Origin of the sequence: Microbacterium zouquanmingi (assembly GCF_052266675.1) — a bacterium.
In the GTDB taxonomy this organism is placed as follows: domain Bacteria; phylum Actinomycetota; class Actinomycetes; order Actinomycetales; family Microbacteriaceae; genus Microbacterium.
In genome coordinates this window covers 540,154-553,414 of the sequence record NZ_JBQPRA010000001.1, presented here as the reverse complement: position 1 = coordinate 553,414, position 13,261 = coordinate 540,154, and the positions used below count along the sequence as shown (strand labels likewise).

Here is a 13,261-nt window from a genome sequence, read left to right as displayed (position 1 = left end):
CCTGATCGGGTAGGCACAAACAGCTCGAGAGGGAGTATCGCCGACTGCGCGGCCGGGCCAGTCTGGGAAGTGCGGAGATCCTCCGCCCGAGAGGAAGGACGAAGATGTCTGGAAACAGAGCGGTCGCCTATGAAGGTCCCGGCGTCGTGAAGGTGATCAATACGGATTACCCTGACTTCGAGCTTCATGACGGCCCAGGGGTGAACCCGGCGAATATTGGCCGAAAGATTCCGCACGGCGTCATCCTCCGCACCGTCGCGACGAACATCTGCGGGTCGGATCAGCACATGGTGCGTGGGCGCACAACGGCTCCCGCAGGCCTGGTGCTCGGCCACGAGATCACCGGCGAGGTGGTGGAGACAGGCCCAGATGTGGAGTTCATCAAGGTCGGCGATATCGTCTCGGTGCCCTTCAACATCTCGTGTGGTCGCTGTCGCAACTGCAAGGAGGGGAAGACCGGCATCTGCCTGAATGTCAATCCCGATCGGCCCGGCAGCGCCTACGGTTACGTCGACATGGGCGGATGGGTCGGCGGTCAGGCAGAATTCGTGCTCGTGCCGTACGCAGACTGGAACCTGTTGAAGTTCCCGGACCGCGACCAGGCTCTGGAGAAGATCCTCGACCTGACGATGCTGTCCGACATCTTCCCGACGGGCTTTCACGGCGCTGTCACCGCCGGAGTGGGCGTGGGTTCCACGGTGTACATCGCGGGTGCCGGCCCGGTCGGCCTCGCGGCCGCGGTCGGTGCACAGCTTCTCGGCGCGGCGGTGGTGGTCGTCGGCGATCTGAACGAGGAGCGCCTCGCGCAGGCGCGCAGTTTCGGTTGCGAGACGATCAATGTTGGTGCAGAGTCCGTGCCCGATCAGCTCGACCAACTCTTGGGCGTGCCAGAGGTGGATGCCGCGGTCGATGCCGTCGGCTTCGAGGCGCGCAGCGAAGGCCATGGCGCAAAGGCGAAGGAAGCTCCGGCCACCGTGCTCAACTCGCTCATGGATGTGACGGGCGCTGGCGGCGCGATCGGCATCCCCGGTCTCTATGTCACAGGAGATCCCGGCGCCGTCGACGACGCCGCCAAAGTCGGATCGCTCTCAATCAGCCTCGGTACCGGCTGGGCGAAGTCGCTGTCGTTCACCACCGGACAGTGCCCGGTTATGAAATACAACCGACAGCTCATGATGGCGATCCTGCATGACAAGGCGCACATCGCCACCGCAGTCAATGCCAAGCCGATCACGCTGGATGAGGCGCCCCGGGGCTACGCCGAGTTCGATGCGGGGGCCGCCACGAAGTACGTGCTGAACCCCAACGGGTACATCACTGCCTGACCGAGTTCTGACCAAGTTCTGATCAAGTCCCGGCAGAGCCGGGAAGAAGCAAGGAGTAATCATGACCACTGTCAACCTTGAAGACGCACGTCGCGTCATCGCAGCCGCTGAGAAGAAGGCCACCGAGATCGGCCAGCCCATGAACGTCGCCGTCGTCGACTCCGGCGGCAATCTCGTCGCGCACGTCCGACAGGACGGCGCCTGGCTCGGCAGCGTGAACATCTCAATCAACAAGGCCTGGACCTCGAGGGCCTTCGACATCACGACCAAGGACCTGGGCGATAACTCCCAGCCGACCCAGCAGTTCTTCGGCATCCAGAACACGAACGGCGGAAAGGTGGCGATCTTCGCGGGCGGCATTCCGCTCCTGCGCGATGGCGAAGTCGTGGGCGCGGTGGGCGTCAGCGGCGGCTCCGGTGAGCAGGACCACTCGGTCGCCGAAGCAGGTGCGGCAGCGCTGTAAACGCTATGCCGAGAGCTCCCCGCCCGGACGGGTGGGGAGCTCTCGGGTAGGTTGGCGTTATGGACAGCGAAGATGCTTCCCCCGGGTCACGCAGGCTACTAGTCGATCTCGATCGGACGGTGGCGGATCAGGCCGATCGCCATGCCCTCGAGCTCGAATCGCTTCTGGCGATCCTGCGGTCTTCCCGCCTTGACGACCGCTCGGCGCGGTCATCCGCGATAGACACGGCTGCGTCCGCGTTGGTGCGACTTCGGACCGAGGCTGACGAACAGCGAAGTTCCATCCTCGAACCGGTTGTCGGAGCATTCGCTCGGCTGCGGAGTGACCTTCGCCCGCTGGAGCGTTTCGGCTCGCTGGAGATTCAGTTCATCGAACCGCCAGCCACCGGAAGGGCGCTGCCCAGCGAGGTCGCCCACGCAGCGCGAGCAATCGTGCGAAACACCATCCTGGGGCTGGTCGACGGTGGCGATGCGCACCGTGTTCGAGTCCAGTGGGACTGCGACGGGCTGAACCTTCTGGTCAGCATCCGCGATGACGGGCGAGGCACGCTGACCGTGCACGATGATTCACTCCGGCCGATCGCTGAGCGCGTCACCGAATTGGATGGTGTTCTGAGCGTCGACGCCACCCCAGGGTGGGGCTCCTCGGTGGATGTGCGACTTCCTCTGAACCCTCGTTCTGACATCAAACTGCTCGCTGACGGGGCGTCCCTCACTGCACGCGAGTATGAGGTGCTGCGTCTTGTCACCACCGGAGAGAGAAACCAGGCCATAGCCGTTCAACTCGGAATCAGTGCCAACACGGTTAAGTTCCACGTGTCTAATCTGCTGCGGAAGGTCGGCGCCAGCACGCGCGCAGAGCTCACCGCACTGGCGCTGTCTCGCTGAGGAGCAACATCTATGATCGGGCTGGTTTCAAGCGACGAGCGAGACCGAGCACCGTATCACCGCGCCAATTGACGACGCTGACCAGTTCGTCGACCTAGCCGAGTTCGTTGCCGCAGCATCCGCCGCAAGGCCGGGCTTATGACCGCTCTGCTCATAGGTCTCAGCCCGCAACCGACGCCGCGCACCCTAATGCGATTCGCCGAGGCCCCCGCCCCCAGCCGCCGTAAGTCGGATTCGGTCGCCTCGCGCGAGTGTGAATGTGGTGACGCCGAAAGGTAGCGACTCCCAGCCGCCATCACCGATGCGCTTGATCGATATATCTGCGGGCTCGCCGTTCTCGCCGCCCAGAATCCCCTTGGGCGTATGGGACTGCTGACGCTGTTCAGCGGATACCCGACCACTGGCGTTGTCCGAGAGAAGTTCATACTCACGGCTGACCGCCCGGCCTCCCGGATGACGTCCCGCCCCTCCGCTGCCCTCGATCAACGCAGAGCTCCGCACGCGCCACGGATACTCGATTTCGATGACTTCCGCAGGGATGAGCGCACAGTTGGATGTATAGGAATCGATGCCGTCATCCCCGCTGGAGTGGGCTCTGGCGCCCCCACCTCCGCCGACGGTATCCATCAAGGTCTTCTGCCTGCCGTTTCGAGGGTCCACGGCACGTGCGAGGAGGACGGGAAACGAGACATGGCTCGCCGCGATTGCTCGCTCAGGAATGAGTTCGCTCAAAGCACGGAAGACCGCATCGGTGAGTGCTTGAACTGGCATGTGCCGTGACAGGACCGCGGCCGGGCGATGTGGACGGAACAGTGAGCCTTCGGGGGCGATCGCCTGCACGTGCTTCATGTACCCGTGGTTCTGCCGAATCGTTGGCCCCAGGAAGCAGCGAAGTGCATAGTAGAGGCTTGAGTACGTGCTCGACCAGGGCACGTTGAACGTGCCCGCCGTCTCGAGTGAAGATTCGGACAGATCTACCAGCAGTCGTCCGTCTTGAACGGTCACGGCGGCTTCCACGTGGAGCGGCTGGCCGTAGTTGAGCCCATCGCCATCCAGGTCTACGGCCGCAGTTACGGTATGGCCCGGCCAGGTTCGCAGCAGAGCCTCGGCACGAGCAGAGGTGTCGTCAATCAGATCCGAACAACTGTCGAGGAATGCCTCCCGTGAGTACCTCTGTGCCAACTCCTGGATGCGTTCCGCTCCGCGACTGCACGAGGATATCTGCGCTGTCAGGTCGGCCTTCACAGAGGCCGGGTCGCGGACATTGCGCAGGATCATGTCCCAGAGAGCGGCATTCGGGACCCCTGCATCCACCAGCTTGACCGGGGGGATCTGAAGGCCCTCTTCGAATAGGTCTCGGCTAGCAGAGCCCGCCAAGCCGATGTTCCCTCGATTTCGAGCCGAGAGGCCGCCGATGTCGACGTGATGGGCAACCGTCGCGACGTAGCCCAGAAGCACTCCGTCCAGGAATACGGGCGAAAAGACCTCAACGTCAGGAAGATGGGTTGCGCCAGAGTAGGGGTCATTGGTGACGACGACGTCACCTTCGCTCACTTCCGGGAAGCGCGCTAGCGCTCCCTGCAACGCAAACTCGAGCGTCCCTGCTTGCGCCGGGATCAGGTGGGAATCCGCGATCAGCCGCCCCCGGGGGTCGAGGAAGCCGCAGGAGAAGTCGAGCATTTCGCGGATCATCGGCGAAAACGCGCTCCGCTGCAGAACCGAGGACATCTCGCCGACGATGGTCTCGAACCCGTTCCAGAGCAGTTCCCGGAGTACGGGATCCTTGACACGCATCATGAACTCCTTCGAATGATCATCGCAAGCCCGTGGTTGCGCTCGACGTGCCACCCTTCGGGCAGAAGGGTTGTAGCGTCCGTCTGTTCAATGAGGGCTGGCCCATGAAGGCCGGCTTGCACGTCTTCACGGGCAAGGACTGCGTATGCAGTCGGCTTTCCGAACTGGTCGGTGCCGAGGCGGGTGCGCGGTGGCACCGATTCATGCACCGTACGCGAGTCCCCGCTCCAGCCGATGCCCGAACGGCCCGAGATAGCGCGGACGCGAAGGGTGACGAGTTCAATGGGCTCGTCGTTCCACGAGTGTCCGAAGGCGGCTTGGTGAGCGGCTACGAAGCTGGCCTCCAGCTCGTTTCTGCTGTCCGCGGAGAGCGCGATTCCCTCACGCGCAGGAATTGTCAGTTCGTATGCCTGGCCCTGGTATCTCATATCGACATCCAGATGCGTGGTGAGGACCATCTCGTAGTCCGTTCCCCTCAGCTGAGCAGAGGCATCGGCTGCCATCACATCGAGAATCGGCCTGAGCTCTCCAGCATCCATCGTCTCCAGCGGCGCAATGTACGTTCGGCTCACTTCATATCGCCCCTCACCCATTAAGAGCCCTAGCGCCGAGGTCAGGCCGGGGTAGCGAGGAACGATAACGCAGTCAACTCCGAGCTCTTCGGCAAGCTCGCAGGCATGCAGAGGCCCAGCGCCACCAAAAGCCATGAGCGAGAGTGCACGAATATCGATGCCCTGCGCGAAGGTGACGGCTCGAATTGTGTCTGCCATCTTTCCATTCGCAATTCGGATGCTCGCCACCGCAGCCTGTTCGGGTGTCAATGTGAGGGCCGCCGCCACCTCTGTATCGATTGCCAGCCGCGCGTTCTCGACATCCAAAGGGAGAGCGCCGCCGAGGAGGCCGGCAGAGTCCAGGGAGCCTCGAACGAGGTGTGCATCGGTGAGCGCGGGGCGCTTACCAGTGCCATACGCGGCGGGTCCGGGATCGGCGCCAACGCTCTCCGGCCCTACCGAGAGTGAGCCGAACTCATCGACGCGAGCAATCGAACCTCCGCCAGCACCGATAGGAATCACATCGATCTGTGGCAGCGCCACAGGCATTCCCGCAACCTCTCCCCGATAGCGCCGCTTGGGGCCGGCCGGAGTGATCAAAGCTATATCTGAACTTGTACCACCGACATCGAGCATGACCAGATCGGTGTGGCCGATTCGCGTCCCGATCTCGGCCGCCGCCACCGCCGCTCCCGCCGGCCCCGAGACCAGGAGCGTGACGGGGAACTTCATCGCGGACTTCGCGGGAATGACCCCACCGGTAGATGTCATGAGCTGAAACGCTCCGCGAAACCCGCGATCATTCAAGCGACGATCGAGTCTTTGGATGTATCCGCCGGCGTGTGGGAGCAGCGCGGCGTTCAAGACAGTCGTCGACGTGCGGGGGTATTCACGGAATTCGGGAGCCACCTCACAAGAGAGCGAGACGGGCACACCCGGAAGATTCTCACTCAGAATCTCAGCGACGCGTTTCTCATGTGCCGGGTTGGCGAAGGAGAACAGGAAGGCAACCGCAACAGCATCGACATTACCTCGGAACATCTGCGCGGCTGCGCGAATCGCCTCTTCGTCAAGGTCATCGATGATCAGCCCCTCGGAAGAAATTCGTCCGCCGCAGCCCATCACCAAGCCCCGCGAAACAAGGGGTTTCGTCTTCGGTCGCCAGGGGTCGTAGAGGTCGGATCGTTGTTGCGTTCCGATCTCAAGGATGTCTTCGAATCCTTCTGTCACGATGAGTCCGACGCGGGCGTAGCTGCCCAGGATCACGGCATTCGTCACGACCGTGGTGCCGTGCACGAGCGTCCCGATGTCCTCTATTTCCACGCCCGACTGATCGATCAGGCCGTCAAGTGCAGTCATCATCGCGAGCCCAGGATCCTGCGGCGTCGATTTGACCTTGCTGATGAATAGCGCTCCGTCTGAGCGGAGCAGTACCGAATCCGTGTGGGTTCCGCCAATATCGACGGCGACAACGTGAGTCACTCAGTCTCCCTCTACCAGATCGATGGCAGCCATCGCGCTGCCCCAGCTCGTCGCGACTCCTGCGCCGCCGTGCCCGTAGCAGTAGACGACTCTACGGTCACCCAACATGTCCGCCTCAACGCGGATCGTCGGCCGAAGCGGCCGCACGCCATGCTCTACGGACTGTATGTGGGCCCCTCCGAGACGCGGCTCCACGATCGCTGCTCGGCGAAGCACACGATCGATATCCATCGTCGACGCGCGTCCCGCTGAGCTGTGACCGCCGACGATGACGTCGTCGAAGCGCGGAACGATGAAGAGCGGAGATTGCTCACCGTCGCGGACGACAGTGACGCGATCAAGACCCGGGTTGGCGAGGCGAATGACCGTCGTGCCCATGCCGGTAACCAGTTCGTCGCCAGCCAACGCGCGAGATCCGTGCCCGGTTGCGACCACCACCGTCCCCTTGCCGGGTAGGTCGGAGAGAGACGACACGAACTTCTTTTGCAGGATGACCCCCAGCGATTCCAGCCGCCCCCGCAACCATGTCAGATAACGACTTGTGTCAATGAGAGTGGTCCTCGTGATCGACCCAAAGCGGTATCCCTCAGGCAGCAACGCCTCATCTGCAATGCGGAGTCGAGGAGTGAAGCTGTTAACCCAAGGATCGGGCGCGTACGGCGACACGGCAAACGTCACCATCTCGACCTCGCGCATGCCGGCCGCTGGATCCGTCTCCATACGGAACCGATCTCTTGTCGCGGTCGCCCACGCCCTCACCCGGGCACTTTGTTCCACGAACGGCAGTGACCACACGGAGGCGGCAACCGTAGAAGTGGTCTGCTCGATGTGCTCAGCGATAATCGAAACCCGGTGGCCCCTTTCCACGAGCAATGAGGCGCACGTGAGTCCGATAATGCCCGCTCCGATGACAGTCACGGTTTCCGATCGCATTTCCCCTCCGACCTCTCTCGGTAGCACAACGAGGTAATGGATCCTAAGATACACCATATGGATCCAATAAGAGAGAACAGGCCATCTGAGTGGCAGCTGATCATCGGAGACATCGTCACGATGGATTCGAACAGTCCCCGGGCCGAGGCGATGGCGGTGGATCACGCTGGACACCTGCGAGCGGTGGGGAGTTTGGAAGACGTACGCGCTGCCTGCCCCGAGCATGTCAGGACACGAAAAGTAACAGGCTGCGTGGCGCCAGGGTTCATCGATTCGCACTTCTACATGCAGCGCGCGGGTATCAAATTGATGGACAGATTCCCTGACGCTCAACCCCGCCTCGACGAGTATCTGCGGGTCATGGAAGCGACCTCTGGGGATCCGGATTGGGCCGGAGGAATCGCTCCCCGCGCCGTCCGCGCCGAAGGACTTCGCCGGGTACAGCCGCTCCTTCACGCAGTGGGTATCACCGGAGTAACCGATCCATGGTCGACACCGGAAACTATGCGTGAATACCAGCGGGCTAGACGCAACGGCGAGCTGACGATGCGTGTGACCGCCATGGCTTACGTCGAAGAGCTGCGGGATCATGGCGTGACAGTTGATGAAGTGCTTCACGGGCTGGCGGGGCTGGGCGTGTCGACGGGGTTCGGTGACGATTTCCTCAGGATCGGCGCGTTCAAGATCTACGTTGACGGAGAAGGACGCCGGCAGCAGGCTCTGCGTGAGCAGGACTGGCCCGAAACCGGAGACCGCGGAGTGCAGGCGATAGAGATAGCCGATCTCATTCGGATCGCGGAGTTCTGCGTCGTGAATGACTGGTCGCTCGCCGTACATGCCATCGGCGGGAGAGCAATGCGGTTGGCGTTGGAAGCGTTCGAAGAGGTCGCGACTCGATTGCCCGAGCTCCGAGAGCGGCGTTTCAGAATCATCCATGCCTACTTGGAGCCAGATGACGCAACAATGCGTCGTGCGCGACAGCTCGGCGTTCTCGTCTCCTCACAGCCCGCGATCCAGTGGGCGAATGGCGCGTGGCTGGAACAGATGCTCCCGGAGTCTGGAGCGACGGCCAACCCGCTGCGCCGATGGCTCGATGCCGGCGTCCGAGTCGTCGTGGGATCCGACGGCCCATATTTCCCCTTCGAACCGCTGCGCCTCATGTGGTTCGCCCGCACCAGGGCAGCACGATCTCTGGAACGGCCACTGGGGGAATCTCAGCGGCTGGACCCGCAGGAGGCATTGCGTTCGCTGACGATCGATGCGGCTTACTTGGCCGGCGTCGAGGATTCGCGCGGATCCCTGCAAGCAGGAAAGCTCGCCGATTGGGTTGAGCTTTCTGCGGACCCCACCAGCATCTCCGATTCGGAGCTCCTCGGCTGCCGGGTGACACGAACTGTGATCGGCGGTGAGACAGTGTTCGCGTTGAAGGATGACCGCTGACCTCACACTGAGAAGGGATGGCGGCGGGATAGGGCTCTGAGCCCTATCCCGCTGCCATCGCAGTCGGCTGCTTCTACCCAGCGAGCCACTCAGTATAGGAGTTGAGCAACATCTCGTAGTTCTCTCCACGCCACTCGTTGTCCCACTCCAACACGATGTCGGCGTGCTGAGGCGCGTTGACCAGATTATTCGCGACCTCATCGGACAGATAGTCGAAGACAGCAGAGTTCGACGGACCGTAGTTGGTCGCTTCGGTGAACGCGGCCTGACGCTCGGGGTCGTTCATCCATTCCGCAAGCGCGGCGGTCGCCGCCGGATTCGAAGCCTTGATCGGGATACCGAATCCCGTGGGAACCACGAAAGCCTGGTTCCACTGAACCGTCACATCCACACCCTGGTTCATCAACGCGGTGAACTGGCCGTTCACGGTCACGGCGATGGCGACACTGCCACTGACCAGAAGCTGCTGAACTTCGGGGTAGGCCGTGTAGAACACAAGGTCCTCACGGATGGTGTCGAGCTTCGCCTGGGCTCGTTCGACGTCCAGAGGATACAACTCTTCGATGGAAACGCCGTCGGCGATCAGCGCGATCTCATAGGACGCGTCGAAGCTTCCAGCTGCTCCCGGCCAGGCGCGCTTTCCCGGGAACTTCTTCACGTCGAAGAAGTCCGCCCAATCCTGCGGACCGCCATCCGCATAGGTCTCGGAGAGCCATGCTTGCGCGATGCCGAACACGAATCCGCCGAGCACGTGCGGCCGCATCGCCGCTGGCAGCAGGTCGCCCTGCGCGGATTCGGGAATCTCGATCAGGTTCTCCGCTTGGGTCGAGTAGAGCGCAGCATCCCCCTGCATGGAGTCGTACTCCCCATCCTCACCGTCGAGCATCGACAGGAGTACTGCGTCCTGAAGCGTAGCCGAGATCACACGGACGCCGGTCTCAGCTTCAAATCCGTCGAAGTAGGCCTCCTGGCGCGCTTCGTTGGTCGGCCCTCCAAAGTCCGCCCAGACGATCTCGCCGGAGATGGGAGACGAACCGCCCGCATCCGAGGGCGATGCGTTCGGGGTCGGGGAACTACAGGAAACGGCCGTCATTGCGATGATCGCGAGGACGGCGACCGACAGCACTCGGCTTCGATGGGGCGTGGGCATGTTTCTGTTCATGGGTCGCACCTTTCTCACTAATGTAGGCAGATTGCGTTGCGAGGATCCACTTTATGCATGATTGGATCCAATACGAAGGGATCGAAGGTCTCGATCGAGTAACGAACCCTGCGTCGCGTCAGCGGCTCCGTCCGCGGATCGCCTTGATCGCCATCTGCACGGCGATAAATACGAGGAAGACGGCGAACAGGATGTTCCCGAGGAACGGATCTACGATCGTTGCGAGCCACGCGCCCAGTGCCGTCGTGGCACATGCCGAGACCCCAATAATCCCTGCGGCAACGAAGTCGACGTTGCCCCGGCGGAAGTTGCCGACCGTGCCGGAGATGGCCGCCGGGATCATCATGAGCAGTGACGTGCCCTTCGCGACGAGGTCGCTCGTGCCGAAGGCTAACATCAGCACCGGCACGACGATGATTCCCCCGCCCACGCCGACGAGACCAGAGACGACGCCGGTCGCCAGCCCCACGAGCACGAGAAGCACGCCACTCAGCCAGGTCAGCTCCAGCACCGCCTCGCGTGACGGGATGACGATGAAGAGCATGACGATAACCGCGACCAGAAAGCCGACGAAGCCCCATCGCAGCGCGCGCTGAGAGACACGGGGCAGCAACCACGTGCCGATCTGTGCCCCCACGACCGCCCCAGCAGCAAGAAGGAGCGCAGGGAGCCAGGCAACCGCGTTGTTCAGCGCGTACGAGATGACCCCGACCGAGGCCACGGGGACGATCGCCGCGAGCGACGTCCCGGCGGCGAGACGCTGATCGAATACGAGCAGCAGTACCAGAAGGGGCACGATGACGGTGCCACCGCCCACGCCGAACAAGCCGGAGAGCAGGCCTGCGAGCAGGCCGATGCCCACGCAGATGAGATAGAAGCGGCGGTTACGCTGCACAACGACAAAGGTGGATGGCATTTCTCTCCGGTTGGGTTCGGGTTCGAGTTCTCTGCAGCCGGTCTATCGGCCGCTAATGACGTGTCGCCAGGGCTCCCACTCGGGGTCATGCGAGGGCCAGACCACGGTGCCGAGCCCCGCGTCAAGATCGGCCAGACGCTCGATCGCCCGGACCGCATCGTCACCGGCGCGGGGGTCGGCAGTTGAGCCTGTGGGAAGGCGCTGTTCGATGTTGGCACGCAGGTCAGCGGCATCTCCCGCGAGGACGACCGTCCTGTCTCCGAGCGTGACGACGAAGGACTGGTGGCCAGGGGTATGACCCGCCGTGTCGATGGCGTCGAGTCCCGGCGCGAGGCTAGTGTCGCCGTCCAGCAGCAGGATGCGAAGATCCGGATGCTCGAAGTCGGCTTGGAACAGGAAGGCATCCCGTTCGGAACGGACCTCGCACACGTGCTTCCACTCACGACGCTGCATCACGAGGGGCTGTGTCGCGGTGAGGAGGCGCGCGGCCCCGGTGTGGTCGAAGTGCGCATGCGAGATGGTCGCCGCGGCCAGCTGCGACCAGTCCAGCCCAGCCTCCGCAACCTGATCGATGAGCGGATCGCCCGGGGGGATGACGGGCGTATAGCCCTCGTAATCGAATACCGCTGTGCGTCGCGCCGGGTCACGCACTCGCGCGGGATCGAATCCGCCGTCGATCAGGATCCAGCCCTCGTCGTAGACGACGGCCACAGCAGTGACCGGCTCCATCAGGTAGCGGAAGCTACTGCCGCCGCGAATCGAGATGGCTTCGCTGATTGGTTCATACCCAACGACGAAGGGGACCAGCCGCCGTGGATGACCCGCCACCGCGAGGCGACTGGCGTCGGTCCAATCTGCCACGCGAGTCATCGACGCGACCTCTCGGGGCGATCCAGAAGGCGCCGGGGTTCGCCAGCGAGCATGGCATCCAGCCTTTCGCCTGACAGACCCCGCGCGCGCAGCTCCGGAACGATGCGTGCGAGGAGGTAGCCGTACCCATAGCCCCCATAGGCGCGCAGTTGCGCCTTGGTCCAGGTCGACTGACCGAGCACATGACGTGCGTGCGGGTGCGTCGCTGTGAAACCGGTGAAGAACGCGAGCCGCTCGCGATCGGACGGGTTGTCGACTCGACCGACGTGTACAGCCTCGGTGCCGAAGCACATCTCGAGCACGGCGCCCGCGTCCGCCAACTCATCCCAATACGGCGCATCCATGTATTCGTCGGCGTTCGTGAGAAGGATGCGCTCCGACGGCAATCCCTCCGCGGTCATGGCCTCGATGATCTCGAGTCCATTCCGCGCATCCGGGTCGAGCCGCACGGACACGGCAGCATCCGTGCGCGCACCTGCGCGCGCAGCCGCACGCAGCATGTCGCGTTCCCACGGTCCGAATTCGGCGGTCGTACCCATGATCCCGACGAGCCCTGCGCGAAATTCCGTGCCGGGCACGGCGACCTGCAGCGCCTCCACGAGATGGTCCTCGAACGCGACCGCCGACAGCGCCGCGACCCAGTCCGGCAGGGAGTAGTGCACGTAGGCACCGTAGGCGCTCACGACCTGGACACCTGCAACCCGCGACACCTCCGGGAGGCCCGCGTGATCGGGACCGAGCCCCCATGATGTGCATTCGACGACGGTGGACAAGCCGAGAACGCTTGCGGCCGCTAGCTCCTCGGCCGCCAGCCGGGGATCGTCCAATCGCAGGTTGTCTGCCGATGCGAGCGCGTTCCAGCGCAGGTAACCGAGGGTCTCCATCCGGACTCCCGCGTCGTCCGGGGCGGGCTCTGATCCCGCGCGCCGCAATCGCGAAGAGTCACTCAGCACGTGGTCGTGCATGGATGTGGTGCCGAGTTCGTCGGCGGCGATCGGACCACGCACAGTCTGAATCACAGCAAACCTCCATTGAGGATCCATTCTTTACCGATTAGGATCCAATCATGACTAAAACCTATCGTCCCATCGACGTCCCCGCCACCGAGCTCGAGTCCAAGCTCCTCGCACAGCCCAATGCCGAACCGCTCTCGGGCGACATTATGACGCGTGCGAGGGTTGAGTTCGTCAATGACGAGCGCACGATCATCTCCGGCACGTGGGAGAGTGACCCCGGCACCTCGCGCTGGGAGTTCCTCACGCGCGCCGAGATCGTTCACATCCTCTCCGGCGCGATGACGGTGCAGCGCGACGACGAGGAGCCGGTCGATCTCACCGCTGGCAGCGTCGCCTACTTCCCCCTCGGGTGGACAGGCGTGTGGACAGTGACCGAGCCGCTCCGCAAGTTCTACGTCGTCTACAAGTGATCGGGCGCTGAT

12 protein-coding genes are annotated in these 13,261 nt (G+C 63.2%); 5 read left to right on the top strand and 7 right to left on the bottom strand.

Annotated features, from left to right (window positions below):
* The first annotated feature begins 104 nt into the window (after positions 1-104).
* The 3 genes from fdhA (at position 105) to ACTU6V_RS02690 (ending at position 2,675) form a co-directional block, all read left to right on the top strand.
* Positions 105-1,325 (top strand): formaldehyde dehydrogenase, glutathione-independent, encoded by a 1,221-nt coding sequence (fdhA, locus tag ACTU6V_RS02700; RefSeq protein WP_443474865.1) that lies wholly within the window; start codon positions 105-107, stop codon positions 1,323-1,325.
* 61 nt (positions 1,326-1,386) lie between these two features.
* Positions 1,387-1,788: a GlcG/HbpS family heme-binding protein gene (locus ACTU6V_RS02695; protein ID WP_443474864.1), complete on the top strand. Its 402-nt coding sequence runs from the start codon at positions 1,387-1,389 to the stop codon at positions 1,786-1,788.
* Between the two features lie 59 nt (positions 1,789-1,847).
* Positions 1,848-2,675, top strand: a complete 828-nt coding sequence (locus ACTU6V_RS02690) for a helix-turn-helix transcriptional regulator (RefSeq protein WP_443474863.1) — start codon at positions 1,848-1,850, stop codon at positions 2,673-2,675.
* A gap of 186 nt (positions 2,676-2,861) precedes the next feature.
* On the opposite strand, the gene ACTU6V_RS02685 is transcribed toward ACTU6V_RS02690, so the two are convergent.
* Genes ACTU6V_RS02685 through ACTU6V_RS02675 form a run of 3 tightly spaced genes read right to left on the bottom strand, consistent with a single transcriptional unit; the run spans position 2,862 to position 7,435 of the window.
* Positions 2,862-4,472: a hydantoinase B/oxoprolinase family protein gene (locus ACTU6V_RS02685; RefSeq protein WP_443474862.1), complete on the bottom strand. Its 1,611-nt coding sequence runs from the start codon at positions 4,470-4,472 to the stop codon at positions 2,862-2,864.
* Positions 4,469-6,502 (bottom strand): hydantoinase/oxoprolinase family protein, encoded by a 2,034-nt coding sequence (locus ACTU6V_RS02680; RefSeq protein ID WP_443474861.1) that lies wholly within the window; start codon positions 6,500-6,502, stop codon positions 4,469-4,471. Before ACTU6V_RS02680 ends, ACTU6V_RS02685 begins: the two co-directional genes overlap by 4 nt.
* Positions 6,503-7,435: an FAD-dependent oxidoreductase gene (locus ACTU6V_RS02675; protein WP_443474860.1), complete on the bottom strand. Its 933-nt coding sequence runs from the start codon at positions 7,433-7,435 to the stop codon at positions 6,503-6,505.
* 36 nt (positions 7,436-7,471) lie between these two features.
* Between ACTU6V_RS02675 and ACTU6V_RS02670 the strand changes: the two genes are divergently transcribed.
* Positions 7,472-8,875 (top strand): amidohydrolase, encoded by a 1,404-nt coding sequence (locus tag ACTU6V_RS02670; RefSeq protein WP_443474859.1) that lies wholly within the window; start codon positions 7,472-7,474, stop codon positions 8,873-8,875.
* Between the two features lie 73 nt (positions 8,876-8,948).
* On the opposite strand, the gene ACTU6V_RS02665 is transcribed toward ACTU6V_RS02670, so the two are convergent.
* The 4 genes from ACTU6V_RS02665 to ACTU6V_RS02650 all read right to left on the bottom strand — a co-directional run bounded on the left by ACTU6V_RS02665 (position 8,949) and on the right by ACTU6V_RS02650 (position 12,842).
* A complete protein-coding gene (locus ACTU6V_RS02665) occupies positions 8,949-10,037 on the bottom strand; it encodes an extracellular solute-binding protein (protein ID WP_443474858.1) in 1,089 nt (362 codons plus the stop codon).
* A gap of 118 nt (positions 10,038-10,155) precedes the next feature.
* Positions 10,156-10,953: a sulfite exporter TauE/SafE family protein gene (locus tag ACTU6V_RS02660; RefSeq protein WP_443474857.1), complete on the bottom strand. Its 798-nt coding sequence runs from the start codon at positions 10,951-10,953 to the stop codon at positions 10,156-10,158.
* A gap of 42 nt (positions 10,954-10,995) precedes the next feature.
* On the bottom strand, positions 10,996-11,823 hold the full coding sequence (locus ACTU6V_RS02655; protein WP_443474856.1) for an N-acyl homoserine lactonase family protein: 828 nt from the start codon (positions 11,821-11,823) through the stop codon (positions 10,996-10,998).
* A complete protein-coding gene (locus ACTU6V_RS02650) occupies positions 11,820-12,842 on the bottom strand; it encodes a phosphotriesterase family protein (protein WP_443474855.1) in 1,023 nt (340 codons plus the stop codon). The genes ACTU6V_RS02655 and ACTU6V_RS02650 overlap by 4 nt, the downstream gene beginning before the upstream one ends.
* A gap of 47 nt (positions 12,843-12,889) precedes the next feature.
* On the opposite strand from ACTU6V_RS02650, the gene ACTU6V_RS02645 reads away from it, so the two are divergent.
* Entirely contained in the window at positions 12,890-13,249 is a 360-nt protein-coding gene (locus ACTU6V_RS02645; protein ID WP_443474854.1) for a cupin domain-containing protein, read from the top strand.
* Positions 13,250-13,261 lie beyond the last annotated feature (12 nt).

Excerpts from the sequence above, each read along its gene's own strand:
- ACTU6V_RS02685 (WP_443474862.1), bottom strand. The coding sequence starts at position 4,472 with ATGATGCGTGTCAAGGATCCCGTACTCCGGGAACTGCTCTGGAACGGG.
- ACTU6V_RS02660 (WP_443474857.1), bottom strand. The coding sequence starts at position 10,953 with ATGCCATCCACCTTTGTCGTTGTGCAGCGTAACCGCCGCTTCTATCTC.
- ACTU6V_RS02645 (WP_443474854.1), top strand. The coding sequence starts at position 12,890 with ATGACTAAAACCTATCGTCCCATCGACGTCCCCGCCACCGAGCTCGAG.
- fdhA (WP_443474865.1), top strand. The coding sequence starts at position 105 with ATGTCTGGAAACAGAGCGGTCGCCTATGAAGGTCCCGGCGTCGTGAAG.
- ACTU6V_RS02675 (WP_443474860.1), bottom strand. The coding sequence starts at position 7,435 with ATGCGATCGGAAACCGTGACTGTCATCGGAGCGGGCATTATCGGACTC.
- ACTU6V_RS02695 (WP_443474864.1), top strand. The coding sequence starts at position 1,387 with ATGACCACTGTCAACCTTGAAGACGCACGTCGCGTCATCGCAGCCGCT.
- ACTU6V_RS02670 (WP_443474859.1), top strand. The coding sequence starts at position 7,472 with ATGGATCCTAAGATACACCATATGGATCCAATAAGAGAGAACAGGCCA.
- ACTU6V_RS02690 (WP_443474863.1), top strand. The coding sequence starts at position 1,848 with ATGGACAGCGAAGATGCTTCCCCCGGGTCACGCAGGCTACTAGTCGAT.
- ACTU6V_RS02655 (WP_443474856.1), bottom strand. The coding sequence starts at position 11,823 with ATGACTCGCGTGGCAGATTGGACCGACGCCAGTCGCCTCGCGGTGGCG.
- ACTU6V_RS02665 (WP_443474858.1), bottom strand. The coding sequence starts at position 10,037 with ATGAACAGAAACATGCCCACGCCCCATCGAAGCCGAGTGCTGTCGGTC.